This is a genomic window from Bacteroidales bacterium (assembly GCA_031276035.1).
Taxonomy (GTDB): domain Bacteria; phylum Bacteroidota; class Bacteroidia; order Bacteroidales; family BM520; genus RGIG7150.
In genome coordinates this window covers 62029-84847 of record JAISNV010000013.1, presented here as the reverse complement: position 1 = coordinate 84847, position 22819 = coordinate 62029, and the positions used below count along the sequence as shown (strand labels likewise).

The 22819-nt window shown below is 32.1% G+C and carries 18 protein-coding genes; 1 reads left to right on the top strand and 17 read right to left on the bottom strand.

The genetic code is table 11. The annotated features are described in order from the left end of the window. Window positions 1-17: 17 nt before the first annotated feature. From LBP67_03665 to LBP67_03640, 6 genes are all read right to left on the bottom strand, one after another. Window positions 18-875: a hypothetical protein gene (locus tag LBP67_03665; protein ID MDR2084074.1), complete on the bottom strand. Its 858-nt coding sequence runs from the start codon at window positions 873-875 to the stop codon at window positions 18-20. Further along, on the bottom strand, window positions 875-2833 hold the full coding sequence (locus LBP67_03660; GenBank protein ID MDR2084073.1) for a peptidylprolyl isomerase: 1959 nt from the start codon (window positions 2831-2833) through the stop codon (window positions 875-877). Before LBP67_03660 ends, LBP67_03665 begins: the two co-directional genes overlap by 1 nt. Before the next feature lie 125 nt (window positions 2834-2958). Then, window positions 2959-5160, bottom strand: coding sequence for a gliding motility-associated C-terminal domain-containing protein (locus LBP67_03655; GenBank protein ID MDR2084072.1), 2202 nt, complete (start codon window positions 5158-5160; stop codon window positions 2959-2961). A gap of 6 nt (window positions 5161-5166) precedes the next feature. Next, window positions 5167-7722: a PKD domain-containing protein gene (locus tag LBP67_03650; protein ID MDR2084071.1), complete on the bottom strand. Its 2556-nt coding sequence runs from the start codon at window positions 7720-7722 to the stop codon at window positions 5167-5169. After that, window positions 7722-8531 carry an NAD(+) synthase gene (gene nadE / locus LBP67_03645; GenBank protein MDR2084070.1) on the bottom strand — a complete coding sequence of 270 codons (810 nt, stop codon included), beginning with the start codon at window positions 8529-8531 and terminating at the stop codon, window positions 7722-7724. The genes LBP67_03650 and nadE overlap by 1 nt, the downstream gene beginning before the upstream one ends. 15 nt (window positions 8532-8546) lie before the next feature. Beyond that, window positions 8547-9287 carry a PorT family protein gene (locus tag LBP67_03640; protein MDR2084069.1) on the bottom strand — a complete coding sequence of 247 codons (741 nt, stop codon included), beginning with the start codon at window positions 9285-9287 and terminating at the stop codon, window positions 8547-8549. A 90-nt stretch (window positions 9288-9377) separates the two neighbouring features. Between LBP67_03640 and LBP67_03635 the strand changes: the two genes are divergently transcribed. Further along, on the top strand, window positions 9378-10367 hold the full coding sequence (locus LBP67_03635; GenBank protein MDR2084068.1) for a hypothetical protein: 990 nt from the start codon (window positions 9378-9380) through the stop codon (window positions 10365-10367). A 78-nt stretch (window positions 10368-10445) separates the two neighbouring features. On the opposite strand, the gene LBP67_03630 is transcribed toward LBP67_03635, so the two are convergent. The 11 genes from LBP67_03630 to LBP67_03580 all read right to left on the bottom strand — a co-directional run bounded on the left by LBP67_03630 (window position 10446) and on the right by LBP67_03580 (window position 22814). Continuing rightward, complete coding sequence (locus LBP67_03630) at window positions 10446-11690, bottom strand: peptidoglycan DD-metalloendopeptidase family protein (GenBank protein MDR2084067.1); 1245 nt, start codon at window positions 11688-11690, stop codon at window positions 10446-10448. Next, window positions 11683-12867 (bottom strand): PatB family C-S lyase, encoded by a 1185-nt coding sequence (locus tag LBP67_03625; protein ID MDR2084066.1) that lies wholly within the window; start codon window positions 12865-12867, stop codon window positions 11683-11685. Before LBP67_03625 ends, LBP67_03630 begins: the two co-directional genes overlap by 8 nt. A 103-nt stretch (window positions 12868-12970) precedes the next feature. Further along, window positions 12971-13354: a GxxExxY protein gene (locus tag LBP67_03620; GenBank protein MDR2084065.1), complete on the bottom strand. Its 384-nt coding sequence runs from the start codon at window positions 13352-13354 to the stop codon at window positions 12971-12973. A gap of 32 nt (window positions 13355-13386) precedes the next feature. Continuing rightward, window positions 13387-15372, bottom strand: coding sequence for a hypothetical protein (locus tag LBP67_03615; protein MDR2084064.1), 1986 nt, complete (start codon window positions 15370-15372; stop codon window positions 13387-13389). A gap of 5 nt (window positions 15373-15377) precedes the next feature. Continuing rightward, entirely contained in the window at window positions 15378-16169 is a 792-nt protein-coding gene (locus tag LBP67_03610; protein MDR2084063.1) for a hypothetical protein, read from the bottom strand. 108 nt (window positions 16170-16277) lie between these two features. Further along, window positions 16278-17816 (bottom strand): YifB family Mg chelatase-like AAA ATPase, encoded by a 1539-nt coding sequence (locus LBP67_03605; protein MDR2084062.1) that lies wholly within the window; start codon window positions 17814-17816, stop codon window positions 16278-16280. A gap of 161 nt (window positions 17817-17977) precedes the next feature. Next, on the bottom strand, window positions 17978-19090 hold the full coding sequence (locus tag LBP67_03600; GenBank protein ID MDR2084061.1) for an ABC transporter permease: 1113 nt from the start codon (window positions 19088-19090) through the stop codon (window positions 17978-17980). Window position 19091: 1 nt separating this feature from the next. Continuing rightward, the gene (locus tag LBP67_03595) at window positions 19092-20255 is read right to left on the bottom strand and encodes an ABC transporter permease (protein ID MDR2084060.1); all 1164 of its coding nucleotides are present in this window, start codon (window positions 20253-20255) and stop codon (window positions 19092-19094) included. Beyond that, a complete protein-coding gene (locus LBP67_03590) occupies window positions 20252-20989 on the bottom strand; it encodes an ABC transporter ATP-binding protein (GenBank protein ID MDR2084059.1) in 738 nt (245 codons plus the stop codon). Before LBP67_03590 ends, LBP67_03595 begins: the two co-directional genes overlap by 4 nt. Next, entirely contained in the window at window positions 20982-21911 is a 930-nt protein-coding gene (locus tag LBP67_03585; GenBank protein MDR2084058.1) for an ABC transporter ATP-binding protein, read from the bottom strand. Before LBP67_03585 ends, LBP67_03590 begins: the two co-directional genes overlap by 8 nt. A gap of 12 nt (window positions 21912-21923) precedes the next feature. Then, window positions 21924-22814, bottom strand: coding sequence for an HlyD family efflux transporter periplasmic adaptor subunit (locus LBP67_03580; protein MDR2084057.1), 891 nt, complete (start codon window positions 22812-22814; stop codon window positions 21924-21926). Window positions 22815-22819 lie beyond the last annotated feature (5 nt).

Genomic DNA, 22819 nt, shown 5'->3' with positions numbered 1-22819 from the left:
ATAAAAGTATTTTAATATTAATAAATATCGATTGCGTTATTTTTTAGAGCTGTTTTATATAAATCGTTTTCAATCTGTTGCAATAACATTTTCTTTCTTTTATTGATGATAATGTTATTTATGTTAGACTTTACAAATTCTAAAGGAGAAATACTTTCTTTTGCCATAAAATCCTTGATGTAAATAAAGTACTCGTAGTCCGAATCTTTAAAATTAATATAATTATTTGTTTTTAAAAAAGCCTCTTCATTATAAGTGTCTATCGGTATTTCTTTAATAATATCGCTGAAAAGGAACCATTTATTTTCATCAAAATAATATTTTTCGGCATTTGCTTCACAAAATTTCTGAAGTTTGTATTGATCATCCTCATTATCAGACATAAGCCATTTTTTAATTTCGGCAGGTTTCTTAACTACTTTAGACTTAGTTATTAAATAAGATACCTTGACAATATTTTGTCTTAATTCAAAATTACTTTTATTGTTTTCGTAATAATTTTCAATTTCGATTTCGGTAACAATAGTATCTAGAGTTTGTTCAATAACTTTTTGTTCGTATGTAAAAATAACTAATGACTCTCTGTAATTTTCAATCAATTTGTCGATGTCCAAATCTTCTTCGGTAAGATTTGATTCGGCTTTGTATAGCAGTAATTGATTTTTTATCCATGAACCGGTATAAGCCTTAATAAACTCAATGCTATCTATTTCACTTAATTTAGTTGAGTTTATTCCGATAATATCAGACGGATATAAATATCTATCATATACTCTTGCAATAGCTTTTTCCTGTTCCTGCTTATCTTTTTTTAAAGAACAGGAGGAAAAAACTAATATGATTAATATAAAGATATTTATATGTGTGATTTTCATTATTTTATTTTTTCGAGTTCGGTGTAGTTGATTACTACCGGATATTTTTCTTTTAATTCCTTTAACCACTCATCTTCAAGGTATGTTTGATAATCGGAAATTACAGAACCTCTACATTCACTTAATGTTTTGTTTTTCGGAGGAATAACTTCATTTATCTTTACAAGATAAGTTTTGCCGTTATTATTTATTACTTTTGAAATGCCGACTTTTTTATCAACTGTATCAATTACAGTATTTTCGCCTTGTTCATACAAACGTTTCTCTACATTTATTGGTCTGGGGTTGTTGTCGGTTGCATACATTTTTGCAATTTCCTTATCATCATAACCTTTAATAATAGATTTTCTGATTTTCTTGGCGGTAGAAGGATCACTAATTGTATATAGCGTAGCGTTTGTGCGTTCTTTCCAATAATAATTATCCTTATTCTTTTCGTAATAATTTGCCAATCCTAAGCTGTCGTTCATAGCTTTTTTCCAGATAAACTCATCATTAATATTAAATAATAATATACCGTCATAGTATTCTTGTAATAATAATTTGAACTCCGAGTTTTCATTTGCAATTTTTTCTGCTTCAATTTCAAAGAGCTTTGTGTTAACAAAATTGTCAAGATATTTTAGAATATTAGCTTTAGAATACCCTGTAGGCATTTCCATTTCATTGACGAACATATAAGTTATGAAATCATTCTGACTTGCAGAGCGGTCAGAATAGGTAAATAATTCTTTATTTTCGTCCAGCTTTATTACGGAAAGATTTTTGAAATGCTCTTCTATTAATGGAAGTATTTCATTGTAGTTATCGCCGTTTAATTTGTAATTATATTCATTGCGCAGATGAATGTATAAAAGATCGTTTTGAATCTTTAACCTATCCGAGCCGGTTATTCTTTTTTTGATAATAGGGGTTTCTTCCTCCAATGTTCCCAGTTTACCTCTTTTGTCGAGTTTAACAATATGACAGCCGTATGGAGTAAAAAACGGAACACTTATATCACCGGGGTTTTGCAAAGTTGAAACATACTTAATGAAAGTCGGTTCAAGTTTACTGGATGTAAAAATTCTTAACTGCCCGCCAATATCACTGGTTGATTTATCTTCACTGTATTCCTTAACCAAAGTTGTAAAATTTTCACCTTTCATCATTCTGTCATACAAAGCCTGAGCTCTTTCCATTATTTTTGCAGAATCAGATTTTGTAGCATCTGCCGGTACTCTTAATAAAAGATGTGATACCGAACATTCTCCTAATGAAGGAATTCTATCTGTTACATAAACTATATGATAGCCGAACTTGCTTCTTACAGGCATTGAAACTTCACCGATTTTTGTTTCGTAGGCTACATTTTCAAAAGGATAAACCATATCAAATGCGGAGAAATAGCCTAAATCGCCTCTGTTTGCAGGAATTTTTCTTCCGTCCCAATCTCTTTCCCTTGCCGATGGGTCGTCTGAGTATTTATATGCCAAATCTCCGAAATCTTCACCTTTTAAAAATTTATCTCTGATTGAGATTGCTTTATTCCAAGCATAAATAGTATCACTGCTCACTTCCATCTCAGGGAGATTAATTAAAATGTGACTTGCCCTGAGATCATATTTCATATGTTCGTAAGATTCTTTTATCAAGTTTTCGTAAGCGGAACTGTCAACTAAAAAAGGTTTTACAAGTTGATCCCTATATCCGTTAAATTCTCTAATAAATGAACGCTCCTGGTTCATTCCTAATGCTTCGGCTTCCTTAACTTTTAATTTGAAGTTAATATAAAGATCGAGATATTCTTCTTTTGTTAACTGTTCTATTGTAAGATCAGGGTCGTTATTCTTCTGATATAAAGCGATAAAATCTTCAGTTAGAATTTCATCATTGCCAATTTTTACAATAACCTGCGCATTTCCCGCAAAAATAAATAAACATAAAATAGTAGTTAAAAATAAATGCTTGTATCTCATCTTTTTAAAAGTTTAGTTGTTTTATTAAAAATATACAGAATAACAAATCTTTAACCCCTAATTTGGGGATTTTCAATTAAGGTACAAAGATATAATAAAAAATAATATATGAATCTTAAAAAAAACTAATGCCTGATTAAGTTTACGCTGCCTTGAGTTTTGAAACTTAATCCGTTTTTAAACGTTATGGTATAGATATATAAATAAACGCCCGCCGGAGCATCTTTACCGTTTACCGTTTTTCCAGTCCAATAAAAATCAATGAAAATATCTTTGCCATACCATATTCTTTCTCCCCAAGAATTAAATATTTGAAAATCTATTGATTGGATGTCTTGAGAATTGTACGGGCTGAAATTAAGCGGTCCGAACCGGCTGTTCACCTCATTAATAGCGTTTGGAATAAAAGCATTTGGCATTCGAACAGAAGCATATAATGTAACAGGATTTGATATTGAAATACTTGTTTCACCGTTAATATGTGTAATTTCAGTTTCAATATGCCATGTTATTGAAAAGTTGTCTTCTCCGTAATAAAAATCCATATCATAATCACAGTAATTGTAAACAGCATCTGGAGAGTTTGTCTGACAATATGTGCAAAATTCCTGACTACCAACCGGCGTAGTGTTACAACTCATCCAATCTATGTTGTCTTCGTTAGGTTCATTTGAGTTAGTCGAAAAATATTCTCTGTGAACCGTATATGTAATTTCATCATACTCATAATTAGTAATATTTTGGGAAAAACAAAGGCGAAACATGTGTGAGTCTGAATCCTCTTCACCCATTAAATAAATAGATTTCATAAAAGAAGAATCAATGAATGATGTTCCGCATGAATTTTTTGCAACCAAGTAATAATTGTAAGCAGATGAAACTTGCATATTGTCGCGAAAAGTTAAATTTCCGGATTCTAAAGGAAATTGATCTGAAGAAATTATTGCTATAGTATCTTGTTTTAAAACTCCGTCACTGTTATTTCGCGGATTCGTGTATAGAATATATTCAACATCTTTGCCAGGTTCCGGATCAACATAAATATCAATAATATTGTTTCCGCTTTGTGTTTCATATTTAATGCCCAATATAGAAAGCGTATCCGGAGCGTTGGGAATGTTACCAACATAAAAATCGACAGCACATGTTCTAACCGTATCCGGTGGTTGCTGATCATTTACCGCATATAATAAACATTGATACGATGTATTTGCATTAAATCTATTGATATTACAATAATAAGTATTTTCGTTAGGTTCGGAAATTATATTGTTATTGTTAAAAGTAATTGTATCTGTAGTTTGTTCATTAAGATCATTTAGGATTATGAAATAATTATTTATGTTCCCGCTAATGCAATTTGCATTATTCCATGAGAAACGCACGGAGTTACATTCATGAACGTATGGAATGTTCAGAATCATCGGGTTATATGCAATTTCATCTAAATCCCATACTGTACTATTGCCGCACGAATCAACTGCTAAAACCCTGTATTGTATGGAAAAATCACTATTATAACTACAGAAGTCTTTCATCAGAACATATGATGTCTGGTTTGCCGGAATACTATCTTTGTTTTGCCATGTTCCATACGGAAGAATCGTATCAATCTTATAAAATTCAACATCAATATCCGTTGAATGATGCCATTGAATAATAAGGTCTCCGTTATCATTTACCGTCAGTCCTCGGATCATAGGTTTGTCGGGAGGATTAGGATCTGTGTATCTTGCTGATTTTATTGCCGAAACAGAATTTCCTGCTTTATTGATAACATAGTACGAGATATTTGTATCGCATACGGCAGTTAAAGTGTTGTCAATAAATGAAGTTCCTGTTTCAATCTGCGGATTAATTCTGATAAATGTTTGATCGTAAGGGTACTTTCTGTAAAGATATAAAGTATCAGGCGCTATTAAAGGATATTTAGGACATCTTATTGTTGGATGAGGTTGAGATATACTGCCGCCCCCGAGTGTCATGTAAATAGGGCTTAGAGTGTCTGAATGATAAATATTTGACTGGCTGTCCGTAAGTTGTGCCGTAAAGTGAAATGTAAAATCGGAAAGAATAATGTTTATTACTGTCGCAAAATTATTTGCAGGATTAGGAATGCTTTCAATTAATGAAAATGCTTGGTTAATATTATCCATCATATATATATCCAAATTAACGGGATTGATATGTGAGGGTATTTCCCAACCGACACTCACCGAAGTATTATCACTACCTGCTTCTAAATTAAGTTTTACTGTATTATTTTGACTATATACAGTAAAAATAATAAGTGAAAATAATATTGATGTTAATATTTTTTTTAACATATTTGATTATTCGGAAATTATTATTTTTGATGTAATTTTTGAATTTTCTAATTGAACATTAAGTAGATATACTCCGTAAGGAATCCTATTTATATTAATTGTAGCATTATTTTCTTTAATATGCTGATGTAGTATTCTTTTGCCGGATAAATCAATAACTTCAATCTCGTTTATTAACGTTTCGGATTCTATTTTAATTGTTTCTTTAGCCGGATTAGGATAAATCTTGATGTTTGCATCAAATTGATCAATAGATAAAGTTACATTAATATAATTTTCTTTTAGTATAATATCTTCTCCGTCCTGATTGCTGACCTTTAAATTTACGTCAAAATCTCCTGGCGAATAGTATGTTACAATTGGATTTTGTTCATTGCTGGATGCTGGATAGCCACCTTCAAAAGTCCACTCCCACGAAGTAGGATTGTTTTCAGATTCGTCGAAAAAGTTGATTTGATTATTAATTGTGATACTTGTATGTGATGCCGAGAACTCTGCAATTGGTGGTATTGCTACTGTCGGAATACATTCTACAACAGCTTTCCAACCCGCACCTGTTTGAGAATAATCACTATTAAAAACAAAGGTTAAAGCACCGTCGTCAGCAGTAGAAATAAATGGTCCTGGAAGATTGGTTCCGCAATATTTTCCCAGTGATGGGGATGAAGTATCCGGACCGTCATAAACGATTAAATAATCATAATCACATGAACTGTGCTCTTCAATATCAAATTCTAAAAATGTTACTTTTATTAATGATGTTTGTGAAGAAGGTTTAAAGGTCATGATATAGTTTTCATTATTAGAATATTCTCCGTTTATGCCGCCCGAGTCTAAAAAATATCCGTCACAAGTTTCAATAATGCCGTTCTGCATAATATGTTGGACAGAAACCGTAATGTAATCTTCTTTTGTAATTGTTTTATAGGTTGTGCCGTCATAAATTGTTAAGCTTACATTAAAAACTCCTGATTCATTATATGTTACGACAGGGCTTTCAACATTACTAACAGATGGTGTTCCGCCTTCAAAAGTCCAATCATATTCAGTAATGGGATTTATTGAATACGATTCATCAGTAAATGATACTTGCGTATTTATGTTTATATCTGTATTATCGGCAGAGAAATCAGGTGTCATTCCCGAATAATTAAATTGAATGTCTTGGATTATTTTCTCTTTATCATTAACGGTAAGCGTTCTTACTTCAGGATCATAACCTTGAGCGGTATATGTAATTGTATATGTACCTGCTTTTATTGGTCTTACGTAATAACCTGTTGTCTGGTTGGAAAAAACATGTGATTCCGTATGGTCGTGACTTTCAATAACAACACTACATTTAACCGGTAAGCCTGTTCCTCCGTCTGTTGTCGTACCGTGAATACCATATAATGCTTGTTCAATAAAATTTAAGAATGAACGGTAATTCCAATTCCAATAATTCGGTAATGTGCTGGCAGTCGGAGTTTTTGTATTACTTATTTCTAAGCAAAACTCTCTGCAGTGATCATAATAATTTGCATAATCCTGGCGGCCGCCATCAATCATATACCACATTGAGCCTCTTGTGATTCCATTGTTCAGATATGTCATGTACGATGGATTGTGAACATGTACGGTATCTGCATATTCGCGGCAAACATATACCCACCAGCTATTATCGGCACTCAACGTATTTTTGTTATCCCATGGATAATTACAAACTTCCGCACCGCCATGTATATTTACCGCAAGGTTAAACTTTTGTTCTTCTTGTAATGCCATAAATGCTACTGTCTCCGGTTGCCATTCGTTGCCGTCGGGGTGAGGATTCTCGGAAGCATCATCCATGTAATTCCTGTTTAAATCAACATTATTTCCATTATACCTTGTTGCGCCGCTAACATTACTGTTGCCGGTTTTATATGTTCCGTCGGGATTAGCGTTCGGACAAATCCAGATTTCGGCATTATCAAGAATGTTTTTTATTCTGGTATCGGTTTCGTAATTGTTTAAAATATAGTCAATTAATCTTAGCATTAATACATAACCTGTGTTTTCGTCGCCATGCATAGTCGAACTTAAATGTACTTTAGTCTTTTTATTCGGATTTATATCGCTGGTAATTTTACAAATCAATAATTTTCTGTTATTAACAGTGGTACAGAATTCTATTGTTTCACATAAGTCGGGGAAGTCATTTTCAAAATCTTCCATCATTGCAATGTAGGCTTCATAAGTAGGGTAGGAGTCCCATTCATTTACAGCCTTAGAATAATAATCATCAAGAGTGAACATTTTATGTTCCTCAAGCATTGACGGAGGTGTTAATATCTGCGGTTCAATACCAAATTCAAGAAATTTATTAAATTCTTTTTCATTAGCATAAGCAATAATATCGTCATTATTTTCAATTTTATCAATAGAAATTATTCTGGCAAGTTGTTCAATTATTTTCTTGTCATCGGTTTTGAAAGAAAAATAAACTTCACCACGATTTGAAAAATCAAAATACTTATTTTGTGCAAATGTTATAAAAGATAAAAAGATTAGAATAAATATAAATGCCGGTTTTTTCATTATGAATATATTTTATTGATAATAAATGAATTTAAAGAAATTTTAGGTGGAGTTTGAAGTTCTTTGAACTTATTACGCTCAATCAAGGATATGACTTTATTTACAAGATTTTTATCAAAACCTTCTTTTATAAGTGTGTCGTAACTTTTCTTTTCATCACAATATGCTTTTAAAAGCGGGTCTAAAATGTAATAATCAGGTAGCGAATCTGTGTCTTTTTGATTTGGTCTTAACTCCGCCGAAGGAGTTTTTATAATAATATTTTTTGGAATTATTTCTTTTCCGGAATTAATAAAATTTGCAAGTTCATAAACCTGAGTTTTATATAAATTGCCGATAACGGCAATACTGCCGCATAAGTCTCCGTATAAAGTGCCGTAACCTACCAAAAATTCACTTTTGTTTGTGGTATTCAGTAGTAATCGTCCTTGTTTGTTTGCAATAGCCATTAAAAGTAATCCTCTTATTCTAGCTTGAATGTTTTCTTCCGTTACATCAAACTCCGCATTTTTAAATATTGGCGAAAGTGTTTCCAAAATGGTATCATAAACATTGGTGATATTTATAATTTCGTACGAAGTATCCAGATTTTTAGTCATCTCAATAGAATCATCAATAGAGTGTTGAGTAGAAAACATTGACGGCAATAAAACCGGAAGAACATTTTCTTTTCCTAAAGCGTCAACAGCTAATGCAAAAACAACGGCGGAATCCAAACCTCCTGATAATCCTATAATAGCTTTCTTAAAATTACTGTCTTCAAAAAACTTTTTAATTGAAAGTACTATATGATCTTTAATTTTTTTCATCTTTGTTATAAGAAATTATATAATAAAACCTATTGATAACTCTATACTGTTTGCGGTAGCTTTATTTAAGATATTTGTATTTGTAGTATTAAAACCCGACATTATGTTGGTTATTCCGGGATTTACCAATAGTGAACAAAATATAACTACATTTTTATAAATATTATATTCCACTCCTCCGCCTACAACCAAAGCCATTTTAAAACCTGCAATTTCTTCATTTATATTTACTCCGCTTCTGCTGAAAGTCTGATGCTTCATGTCTAAATCCACATAAGTAAAATCCTCATCGGCCTTCGATCTAAAATTAAACCCGAATTTTAATCCTAATTGTGCATTAACGCTGAATTTATTAGAATTTACAACTAAGTATTTCAGGGTAATAGGAATTTCAAAGTAATTCAACTTTGCTTTGCGATGTAAACTTCCCGTATAATTTATCTGATATGATTCATCGACCGTCATACTGTACGGCATAGTATAGTCAAGTTTCAAAGTATAAAAGTCAAAACCTGTTTTTACCATGAAATCATCACTAATTAAATAATCGCTGATGAAACCGAATGCAATTCCCGGACTTTGAGAATTAGCAATATAATCTTGAGTTTTATATTTTACCCATGAATAATTCGGCGTTAATTTTATCCCAACCCTAAATAACTTGCTTTCAGGTTTTTGCGCAGAGGCCTTTAAGCTACTTGAAAATAGAAGAAGGCATAATAAAAATAAAACAAATTGATGTCTAAGTTTATTCATAGATACAATAATATCTCATAAATTTAAGTTACAAAGATATAGTTTTTATTTAAGAAAAATAAATATTTTTGTCGATTAATATTTAAAAAAATGAAGGTATATCTAAAATTTACACTTTTTTTATTGGTTTTTTTATCGATGGTTTCTTGTACTAAAAATGATTACAAGATTGATGTAAAGAAAATTGATTTGGACAGCTATTTGGTTAATAGATACGAAGTTGATTTAATGAATATTCCTATTGACGATTTTGATGAAGGGTTGATATCTTTGTCTGAAAAATATGAAGTTTTTTTGGGAGATCTTAAAACGGATACTACAGGAATACATCTTATTTATGAATTTGCCACAGACAAAAATGTGGAAATTATTTACGACGAATGTATGCAGGTCTTTAAAGATTTCTCTCAAATTGAAAAGGATTTTGAAAAAGCGTTTAAACATATAAAATATTATTATTCCGATTTTACTCCTCCAAATATTTATACTTATATTTCAGGTTTTGATCTGGATTTGCCTGTGTTTTATAACGGTAGGGATTTATTTATTGCTATTGATATGTATCTTGGCGAAAATGAAAACTATTATGCTTTAGGTATTCCCAATTATATAATTAGAAGAATGAATAGGGATTATATTGTTCGCGATTGTCTTGAGCAAATTGCCAAATACTATAATTTTTCGAACGATGCTTATACTCGCTTGATTGATTTAATGATATATCACGGAAAAAATTGGGAGTTTATTAAAAGAAGTTTACCGGATACGCACGATACTATTATTACAGGGTTTACTTATGCACAACTGAAATGGTGCGAAAAAAACGAAGAAGACGTTTGGAAATATTTGATTTCCGATAATACTTTATTTACTAACGATTTAAGGGTTATGAGAAAATTGATTGATGATGCGCCGTATACTTCTTTCTTTACTCAGGATTCGCCGGGCTCTGTTTGTAAATGGATAGGGTGGCAAATAGTTCATTCTTATACAAAGAATAATAGTTTAGACTTAAAAGAGTTGATGATAACTGTTGATAGTGAGGCAATTCTTAATAAATCAGGATATAGGCCAAAATAATTTGTAAATTAAGTTCATCATATTTTTTTACTTTATTTGAAATTAAAGTAAAATTCTTGGTTCTTAATATTTAAATTATTATCTGAGAATTTCCTCAAAATTTTTCACCAATTTAAAAAACTCATCCATCATTTCGGTCGGTACCGGCTCTACTGGCGGCGATTCCATTTTTAGCGGATTAATCGCAGCGCCGTTTTTGTAAACTCTAAAGTCAAGATGAGGACCGGTTGACATTCCAGTACTGCCTACATAACCAATTACTTGTCCTTGCCTGACTCTGTTTCCGACAGAAATATCTTTTCCGAATGATTTTAAATGCATATATACTGTGGTGTAAACGCTATTGTGCTTGATTTTAACATAATTACCGCCGCCTTTATTGTCCCAGCCTTTTGCAATAACGGTTCCATCGCCTATAGATTGAACAGCCGTCCCCGCAGGGGCAGCATAATCGACACCTAAATGAGGTCTAACTTGTTTTGTTATAGGATGTTTTCGTGCATAAGAAAATCCTGAACTTATCCTGCTGTAACTCAATGGCGCTTTTAAAAATTGCCGTCTCAAACTTTTGCCGTTATCATCAAAATAATCACCTTTTCCGTCAATAACAAAATAGTATGCTTTATTGCTTTGATTGGCATGAATGAAATTACATGCTAATATTCTGCCGTAATCAACCCGGTCGTCGCCTACATAAATTTCTTCATAAATCATTTCGAATTTATCTCCACTCTGAATTCCGAAGAAATCTATTGTCCAGGCATATATATCAGATAATTTAATTGCTAAAACCGGGGCGGCTCCTATATCTATCATTGCATTCCAGAGAGAAGAATTAATTTCACCTGAGATGTTTTTAAATATAGTATCAGTCGGTAATGCACCCAAATAAGAATAAATACTGTCATTTAAAGAATAAACGCAATATTCAATCGGCGAAATATCATAAATGAAATAATGCGCTTGGGGAACCGAATCTTTTGTTTGCAAAATTCTGTATGTTGCGCCGCTTTTCAATTTTCTTACATTGTATGTGTCTTTTGAAACATTCTCTAATTGATGGATAATTCCCGGAGAAACGCTGTATTGTCTCAATATTGTTGATAAAACTTCATCCTTCTTTATTGTATTTTCGGAGATATCATAATTATCAACACAAATTCCATAAAGCATGGTCGGTTGTTCTTCAACATACCCGATTTCTCCTTCGTGAGAATCTGCTGATTTTTTTCTTGAACATTTTGAAATAGACGTTATTGTAAGAATGATAAAAAATAGAACAATAATTACACTTATTATCTTTATTATTTTGATTTTATTCATTTAATTTGCCTAAACTTTTAATTGATGATTTTAAATTATCTAATGCAGTAATGAGAATTGATCTGGGACAACCGATATTCATTCTCATAAATCCTTCATAACCGTCGCCAAATTCAGTACCGCTGTTTAGTCCGAGTTTAGCTTTTTTTACGAGAAAATCCTTTAATTCCTCATGGTTCATCCCAAGAGCATTAAAATCTATCCATATAAGATAAGACGCTTCAGGGATAATAATTTTGAGCATCGGTAAATGATTTTCAAAGAAATTTCTGAGGTATTCTACATTCTTCTCAAGATATGAACTAAGTTGAAGCAACCAATTATCACCGTAATTAAATGCTGCTTCGCACGCGGTAAATGCAAAAATATTACCGTTGGCTATCTCATTACGATTTAAATATCCGTAGTATTTTTCTTTGATGTTGTTATTGAAAATGCAGCTTATTGAACTTGATAATCCGGCAATATTAAACGTTTTACTCGGTGCAATAAAAGTTATGGAACATTCTTTTGCATCTTCAGATACAGAAGCAAATGAGTGATGCTTATGGCCGGGTAAGATTAAATCGGCATGTATTTCATCTGAAATTACAACAACATTGTTTTTGTGACATATACGTGCTATTCGTTGAAGCTCTTCCTTAGACCAAACAGTTCCGCCCGGATTATGCGGATTGGAAAGAATCATCATTTTGCAACCTTTGATTTTTTCAAAAAAATCACTGAAATCAATGGAAAATCTACTGTTTTCTGTTTTCAACTTTGAACAAACTACTTGTCGGTTATTTCTTTCCGGCAAATTGATAAATGGAGGATAAACAGGTGTTAAGATTAATATTTTATCATTTTCTTTTGTAAAAGCTTGTATGCAAAAAGCAATTCCTGCAACAATTCCTGGAATAAAATGAATATCATTTTTCGTTGCAGGTAGATTATAATGATTTTTCAACCAGTTAAGCACAGAAGAAGTATATCCTTCATAAGCATAAGTATATCCGAAAAACTCATGCTTGCAACGTTCTTTCAAAGCTTTTACAATAAAATCCGGAGTTTTGAAATCCATATCCGCAACCCACATAGGAATTATTTCATTTGTACCGAAGACTTTCTCCGCAAGATCATGTTTTACATTATGAGTGCCGCGTCTGTCTACTATTTCATCAAAATCGTAACGCATAGAATTTTTATGCAAAAATAATTAAATACTTATAGACGGAGTGACATAATTTAGAAAATTAACAATTTTATAAATTATGATATAATTAAATTATTCCTGATAGTCAACTATTTTTATTGTAAGTCCTGAATTTTCTTTTTACTTCTACAGACTTTTGTCCGAAATTCATAAGTAGCCCATCATCAATATTTGTTGCAACTAAATAATTTACTAATTGTATTTCATGAGCAAGACATAAATTTTCAGCGGCTTTCAGCTCGACAATAGGAATGTTATTTATATATTGATCTACATAATAGAACCCAACCTTTTCACTTTTATAATAAACTGTAATGGGAAATTGTTGCTCAACGTTCATTTCTATATTTTTAAGTTCAATACATAAAGCTTTTTCATACACTTTTTCAAGAAAACCTGCTCCTAAAGTATTATGAACTTTATAAGATGCTGATATTGCTTTTCTTATTATGTTGTCAATCTTATTCATAATAATAAATTTTGTAAATTATGTAATTATGTCTATGGCTTATAAATAACTTGTAGTGTATATATAAACCTATCCGCATTTTCTCTGTCAAGCACCTTAAAAAATGCGACTTTTCCCCATATTGATATCGACCTTTTTATTTTGTAATTGATTAATAAAAACATTGATGCTCCTTTGCCATAATACATAGGTGATGAGAATGCATATAATACATCATTTTCGTAGCTGTATATTCTTGACGCATAATCGTCTGTATCAAAACAAGTAACCCTGTATGTTATAGAATATCTTCCATCGAATTTTAAGGATAAATCTTGATATAAAAGTATTCCATTGCTGTTTTCTTTTTTTACGAATTCTGCCCTTGAACGTAATGTTAAGAAGGGGTAGGGAATCAATTCTATTTGTATTCTGAGATTATGCCCTTTTTCTTCGTAAAATGATGTTATTCTTTCCGAATTATCTTTGGAAGAAATACTTGTGTATCTGTAAAATATACTTCCTGATGTGTGTTTTGTTATGTTGATGTTCAGTTTTGATGATATTCTGATTATCGGATTTAATACAGAGATATTAGTTGTTAACCAAAGCGGTTTTGAAATATCTAAATGATTGTATAGAGTGAATATTCTGTTTAAATATGTTATCTGCTTTATTGAGATTGCGTATTCGCCGTTTTTTGATTTGAATATGTTATTGAAGAATAGATTGGTATATCTTGGAGATAAATATCTTAAGTTTATATCTATCTCCGTCAATGAACTTGTATGCAAATTTATTCCGAATGTTGACGCTAATGAAAAATTGTTCATCATTGCAATTTCGCCGTAAATAACACTTTTCCGCAAACAAGCAACAAAATCTAAAGTATATGTTAAATATTTGTTATTCCGTTCTTTGAAAATATTTTCAATGTTTTCTTTAGGATAATATATATTTTTGAATTGAGAATAATTACAACTCGCAAATATTCTTAATCGTTTAATATCTATACCGGCTCCGATTCCCGTATTTATCACCGGCAAATTGAACTTTTTATTTATTTCGTTTGCAGTTCGATGATAACCCGATGTTGATAACGACGTGAAAACATCTTTTTCTAAATCATTATTATAATCTAAACTCGCATCTACTTTCTTTGATGAAAAATATGTGTAGATTGAAGCAGATTTTATTCTGCAGGATATTGCACCGCCTCGGAAATAATTCACTTCGTCTGATGAGGTTTTGACTTTTATTTTACCTGAATATTTGATTTGAGAAATGGTTTCAATTCCTGATAAAAAAGATTGTCCTGTCCAGACTCCTAATCCTTGCCCGAATTGAATATAATAATCTCCTGCGGAAATTGTAAAATTTCTGCTCTTCCATTGAATAAATCCCGATAAATGTTCAAAACTTTTATTAGTAATATCAATGAATCTTTCACCTGCATCTTTTTCTATTATAATTGCAATGCGCAGTTGTTCTTCTAGGTTATATAAGAATTTGTACAAAACTTTTTCCCTGCCGCCATAATATTTTTCCGATATTTTTTCGCTTGTATATGGAAGATTATCTCCGTAAGTACTTCCGATTCTTGTAATGATTTCATAATCCGCCTGTTTGAAATAATCACCGAATTTATATTTGATTTTTTCATTTTTTAATGAAAAGTCAATAATTTTTGATAAAAAATCGTAGGATTCTTTAGTGAAACCGTCAATTAGTATTAATTCTCCGATTGATAAGATATTGCCCCATTCTTTTCGGTAAAGAATCAATTGTTCTTTTTGAAATCCCGAAAGAAACGGAATGTTTAACAAATAATCGTCTGATACAATGTTTATTTTGATTATTGAATAATTATAAAGCTCAATGTCTTCAAGTATATTAGTATCTTCATTATTTTCTAAAATATTTTCAATAAATGATTCTGTGTAATCTATATTATTTTCTGTATTTTGTGAATATAAAAGGATTGAAAAACAGAATAATAATATTAGTATTGTGATAATATGTAAATAGAATTTTATCATTTTATTTAGAATATAAATTGTATTTCAGGACTGGCTCCTAAATTGAAATTTGTTTCCATTATCAAAGCAATGCTAATGCTTTTAAAGATTATGGTTAATCCGGAAGAAATTTGACTATTCCCGGAATTATATGCTAAAAACAAACCCATGTTTTTTGCTATTTGTCCGACAATACTTACAATAAATTCAATGTTTGTATATTGTTCTTTTCTTATGCCGAAATTTATATTTGCTTTATCGAATAGATAATAACTGAATGCGGTTTCAATCTGGATATTTCTCCAAGCATTTTCTGTTGTATTGTGAACTAGATTCGGCATTGTAAAAATAAATCCGACGGATGCTTTATTATTAATCAAATATAAAGTTCCGACTTCAAAACCTGCATTGAACATGTTTTCGGAATGATCAATAAAGTAATATTCAGCTAAAAACCTGATGTTTACAGAAAAATATTTTGAAAACATTTGCGCATACCCGAACTTTAGTTTGAAGTTTAAGAAATTACCCGGGCCATGACATGTTAATGTTATAGGTAATATGCCTCGTTTTTTTATTTTTACCAAATAAGACGCCGAAACATTCCATAATTCCGGAATCGAATATGTTTGATTTATTCCGATTATCCATTTTGAATTATCTGAAATAGATAATCCTGCAATATTTTTATTAATTGCTGTTATTCCTTTCTGCGAACAGAGTGTAGATGACCCGAAAACAATATCATGTGCGATATTCTGGCAAAAAGACGTTGCGGAATACAATATAAATATGGATATAATCGCGTGTTTTTTCATAATTTACAATGTTTGTTTATTGTTAAGTTCAGATTTTCAATACTTTGATTATTTATTAATTACTATAATTTGAAATTTTCAACTTTCAATTTTTGTATTACGTCTAATTTAATTTCCCCAATTATTTCTATCCAGGTTTCTGTAGTTAATTGCTTCGGAAACATGATGAGGTTGGATATTAGACGAATTATCAAGATCGGCAATAGTGCGTGAAACTTTGATAATTCTGTCATAAGCTCTGGCCGATAAATTAAGCTGTTCCATGGATTTTCGTAATAAATCCAGACATTCGTTATCAAGATCGCAATATTTCTTCATTAATTTTGAGGTAAGATTTGAATTGGAATGAATTCCTTTGTATTGCTTGAATCTTTCGTTTTGAATATTCCGGGCTTTTATTACTCTCGACCTGATTATTTCGCTGGTTTCTCCGTTTTTTATATTACTTAATTCTTTGAACGGAACAGGTACAACTTCTATTTGAATATCAATTCTATCTAATAGCGGACCGGAAATTTTGTTTAAATATTTATGTACAGTTCCTGGTAAACAAGTACAATTAATATCAGGATGATTGTAATAGCCGCACGGACAAGGGTTCATAGCAGTAACGAGCATAAAATTAGCTGGAAAACAAATAGATTGTCGTGCGCGTGTAATAGTTACAACATTGTCTTCCAGAGGTTGTCTCATTACTTCAAGCACAGAGCGTTTAAATTCCGGTAGTTCATCAAGGAAGAGGACACCGTTGTGAGCCAAGGAGATTTCGCCGGGTTGTGGAAAAGTTCCGCCGCCGACTAATCCGGCATCGCTAACTGTATGATGCGGAGAACGGAAAGGACGGTTCGTAATCAACGATGTTTCGGGATATAGTTTCCCGGCTACGGAATGTATTTTCGTTGTTTCCAAAGATTCCTCAATATTCAATGGAGGTAGAATTGTTGGTAATCGTTTTGCCAGCATTGTTTTGCCGCTGCCGGGCGAGCCGATCATCATAATATTGTGTCCGCCGGCAGCGGCAACTTCCAATGCTCTCTTTATACTTGACTGTCCTTTGACCTCACTAAAATCTTGCTGGTAAACATTATTATGTGTTTCAAACATACTTTTTATATCAACTTTAGTGGCTTTCAAATCGTTATAACCACAAAAGAAATCAATAACTTCTTTTATATTTGAAACTCCATAAATGTCTATTCCTTCGATTATTGCTGCTTCTTCCGCATTTTCTTTTGGAATAATAACTCCTTTGAACTCTCTTTTTTTAGCTTCAATTACAATAGGAAGAGCTCCTTTTATCGGACAAATGCTCCCGTCTAAGGATAACTCTCCCATAATGACATAATTACTAACTCTATCGCTGTTTATTTGTTCGGAAGCGGCTAAGATGCCTATCGCTAATGTAAGATCATATGCAGAACCTACCTTTTTGATGTCTGCAGGCGCCATATTTATAGTAATCTTTTTTCCGGGTAATTTGTATCCAACTTCACGTAAAGCGGTTTCAATCCTTTGTTGACTTTCTCTGATTGTATTATCGGGCAATCCTACTAAAAAGAATTGAATTCCTACTTCTACACTTACTTCAACAGTAATTAGTATAGCATTAATACCAATAATTGCGCTTCCGTAAACTTTAACTAACATCTTATTTTTCTTCTATATCATATAAAAGAAAAAATGTCGGTTGTTGTTAACAAAAATTAAGGAATTGGTATAATGATATGAAATTTGTAGGATTACAATTTATATTCAAACGTTATAGGATCTAAATATAAAATTTAATATGATATTTGAAATTCAGATGTTTATCCTGTTTTCCGGTATGATTTTACGGCAATGAAAAACATTATCACACTGTATATAGATAAATATACTATGTCCATGTAAATGTCCGAAAATCCGCTTCCTTTCAATAAAATCATTCTCAATACTTTCATTAAATATGCGAACGGATTAGCATAATTTACATAAGTAACCCATTTCGGCATGGTTTCTAAGGGTGTAAATAAGCCCGATAAAATGATAAAAGTGAGAAAGAAGAAAAAGGTGAAAAACATAACCTGTTGTTGGCTATTTGACAGGGTTCCGAGGAATAATCCTAAACTTAAAACACATATCAGATAAATTGAACAGTATAAAAATAAAGTCCAAACGCTACCCAAGAAGGGTACATTAAATAAAATTACTCCGCAGAGCAATCCGACAGCGAGTTCAATAATTCCGATAATCCAGAAAGGAATAAGCTTTCCGGCAATAAATTGATATTTCTTAATTGCCGTAACATTAATTTGTGCAATATTTCCAAGTTCTTTTTCCTTTACAAAATTCAAAGCGGCAATAAATAATCCTATTAAACTTACCAGAATAACAATTAATCCCGGAAACATAAATATTTTGTAATCCAATAGCGGATTGTACCAATATGAATATGTGATGTCGAATGTGCCGGTGTCAATTGAGTCTGGATAAGTTTGCATTACGATATCGACATTGTAATCGGCAACTATATATGAAGTATAATTATTAATTAGATACGCTGATGTTCCGTTAATTGCGTCAATTAAGAGTTGAAGTTTTGGATTGCTGGCACTTTCTAAGTCTATAGAGAAATTATGAGGAATAACCAGTACCATGTCAACCTTGCCACTTATTAACATATTAATAGCTTGATCTTCAGTGAAAACATAATCTTTTAAAGTGTAAAATGGAGATGCTGCCAAAAGATTTGTAAGTTCTATTGAATTTTGTGTGTTATCTTTATCTACAACGCAGAAATCAATATTTTTCATTTCCAAATTAGCGGCGAAAATCAGTATCAATAATTGCGCTAAAGGGGCAATTAGAATAAGATTCAGCAGAACCTTATCTCTGAAGATTTGAATAAATTCCTTTTGAACTATATATAATATTGTTTTCATTTTACTCTAATCTTTGTTTAATACTTCTTAAATTAGCAATATTCAACAATACTATAAAACCAATTAAAACCAATAGCTCTTTATATACATCGGCGAGCCCGCCTCCTTTGAGCATAAGTGTTTTTATGGCATCTAGAAAATATCTCGGCGGTAATAGGGATGCAATAATTTGCAGGAATTTAGGCATGTTTTCTATTGGAAAAATAAATCCGGAAAGCATTAATGTAGGAAGCAACAACATTACTAATGACATTGTCATTGCTATTTCCATTGTTTTTGTGAATGATGATATTAATAATCCGAGCAGCAAGGCAATTAATACGAAAAGTAAGGTAAATAACGCAACGTTAAAAACACCTCCTTCAAAAGGAATATCAAAAAGTAGGTATCCCAAAGTATATATTATTGTCGAGCAAATAATTGATAAAAATACGTAAGGAACTAATTTTCCGATAATTATTTGCGAGGATTTAAGCGGTGTGACCAGTAAAACTTCCATTGTGCCGAATTCTTTTTCTCTTGTGATGGAAACCGATGTCATAATCGCACAAATCAGCATTAAAATAAATGCGATTGTACCGGGAACGTACATATACGAGCTTTTCAATTCTTCGTTAAACATCATACGCGGTTCAATGTTTATTTGCATGGATTCTCTGCCTTGATAGAATAATGTTTCCTGATAATCGGCAACAATAGCTTGTATGTAACCTACAAGAATTGTAGCGGTATTAGGGTCAGAAGCATCAACGATAAGTTGAATATTTGCCGAACCTTCGCGCTCGAATTTTGTGGCAAAATTTTCTTCGAAAACCATTATTATTCTTGTATTTCCTTTTTTGAATAGAGCATCTATATCGCCATATTCAACACCAATATCAAGAGGATCATAAGTTGAAGGATAGTCGCCGTCTGTATGTGCCAAGGAAAAACTATTATCTTCTATAAAATATCCGGATGCTAAGATGTCATTTTTTAATTGAGATGTGATATTGTCATTGGAATAATCAAGAAAAGCTATGTTTGCATTTTTGATTTCATTAGAGATGATATATCCGAAAATGACAACCATAATAACAGGTAAACCTATGAGTATTATTAAAGTACGAACATCGCGTATAATATGCAGAAATTCTTTTTTTACAAAGGCGAAAAATCTAATCATGCTTTCCTCCTGTTTACAATTTTCAAGAATACTTCGTCCATATTAGATGCATTGTACTTAACTTTAAGCTTTTCGGGAGTGTCTAAGGCTACAATTTTGCCTTCATTCATGATACATGCACGATTGCAGTATTCAGCTTCATCCATGTAATGTGTTGTTACAAAAACTGTTACGCCTTTCTCGGCAGCATCGTAAATCATTTCCCAAAATCTTCTTCTTGTAAGCGGGTCAACGCCTCCGGTAGGTTCATCCAGAAAAACAATCTCGGGATTATGCATATTTGCAATTGTGAAAGCAAGTTTTTGCTTCCATCCCATGGGCAAACTTCTTACAATAGTGTTAAGTTGTTCCTCCATATCCAATTGTTTAAGAAGAATATCAATAGATGAGCTAATTTGCTTTCTCGTCATTTTATATATTCCGCCGAAAAATCTGAAATTCTCTTTAACGGTAAGGTCTTCATATAAAGAAAATTTCTGGCTCATATAACCGATCTTCAACTTAACCTTTTCTCTATTAGATTTTAAATCATATCCGGCAACTTTAACACTTCCTGAAGTAGGTAACAGAATTCCGCATAAAATTTTCATTGCGGTTGTTTTGCCGGCACCGTTTGCACCCAAAAACCCAAAAATCTCACCTTTCTTCACATCGAAAGTAAGGTTATCCACAGCAGTAAAATCACCGAAGCTTTTAACTAAATTTTTTACTTGTATGGCGTAATTTTCAGACATTTGAGTGGTGTTCGGGATTTACATTATAATTGAGATAAATATAGCAATCTTCAATATTCGGATTTACAAATTCTATTGAAGTAACATCTATTTTATTTTCGTGGAGATAATCGGTTACAGAGGATATTGGTTCTGATTTATCGTTCATTGTGAGATGAATTGTATCTCCGAAAAGATATGCAATGTGAACTTTTTTCCAATATTTCAACAATTTTATACATTTATTTACCTGAGGAGTTACTAAGGCAATTACTTTGCCTTCATATTTCGCAACTAATTGTTTTGGCGTGTCTATTTCAAGAATATTTCCATTCTGGAATAAAGCTATTCTATCGCATCTTTCGGCCTCATCCATATAAGGAGTGGAAGCAACAATAGTCATCCCGTCGGCACGAAGTTTATATATCATATCCCAAAATTCTTTACGTGATACGGCATCAACACCTGTAGTAGGTTCATCAAGAAACAACATTTTTGGTTTGTGAATCAAGGCACAGCATAAAGCAAGTTTTTGTTTCATTCCACCGGAAAGTTGTCCTGCTCTACGATTTTCAAATGGTGCAAGTTGGTCGTAAACATCTGATATTAAAGAATAATTTTTTTTGTATGATACTCCGAAAACATTAGAATAGAAATCAATATTTTCCTTAACTGTCAGATCCATATACAAGGAAAATTTTCCAGGCATATAACCGATAATACTTCTGATTTTTTTGAAATCTTTGTCGGTATCAAGTTTATCGAGCAGAATTTTTCCAGTATCCGGCAAAATCAAACTTACCATTATTCTCATAAGGGTAGTTTTGCCGCTGCCATCCGGACCTATTAATCCGAATAATTCTCCCTCATCAACATTAAAGCTAACGTTACTTAATGCTTTAACATCTTTGTATGATTTGCTGATATTTTCGACGCTAATCATGTAAGATTCATTCTATTTGAAATTCACTTCACCGGGCATACCTCTTTTAATTTCGCCGTTGTTTTTTACGGAAATTTTAATCGGATAAACCATATTCACGCGCTCTTTTTTTGTCTGAATGATTTTTGGGGTGAATATTGCTTCCGGAGATATCCAGCTGACTGTACCTTCGAATTTTTTATTTGAATCTTTTGAGTAATCAACAAGAACTTCAACGGTTTGTCCGATTTTAACATGAGCAAGTTGGTCACCGCTGATGTAAGCGCGAAGAATCATATCCTCCAGGTTTGCAACCTTGAACACAGCTCTTCCTGCTGCTGCAAATTCGCCTTGTTGTAAGTATTTGCTGACTATTGTTCCCGAGATCGGGGAAACGATTTTACAACGATCGATAGAATGATTAATTTGTTGAATGCTGATTTGATTTGCCCCAATTTCGGAATCAATGGAGTTGTATTTTGTTCCTGCAGCAATCATTTGCTTGTCGATAAGCGAGATAGCACCGGTAACATCATCCATTTGTTTTTGTGTGGCAGCGCCTTCGGAAAACATTTTTTTCAGACGTTCGTATTCTTTTTCGTAGTTTTCTTTTTGTTGTTCTAAAACATCTATTTCGGACTTAATACTGCTTCTTCCTGTTTTGATTGAAGCGATTGCAGTTTCGAGTTTCAATTTATTCAGATACAAATCCATAGTATCTATCATTCCAACAATCTGACCTTCTTCTACATACATTCCTTCTTCAATATTTAAAGAAAGCAATTTTCCGTTACTTTCCGCAGCAACCATAACTTCAATTACCTCAAAGTTACCGTATGCATCGGATTTTTGTTCTTTACTTTTACAAGAAAATAAAATAGTAGAGAAAGCTAGAAATATAATGGGTAAAGTTTTTCTATTCATAAAGA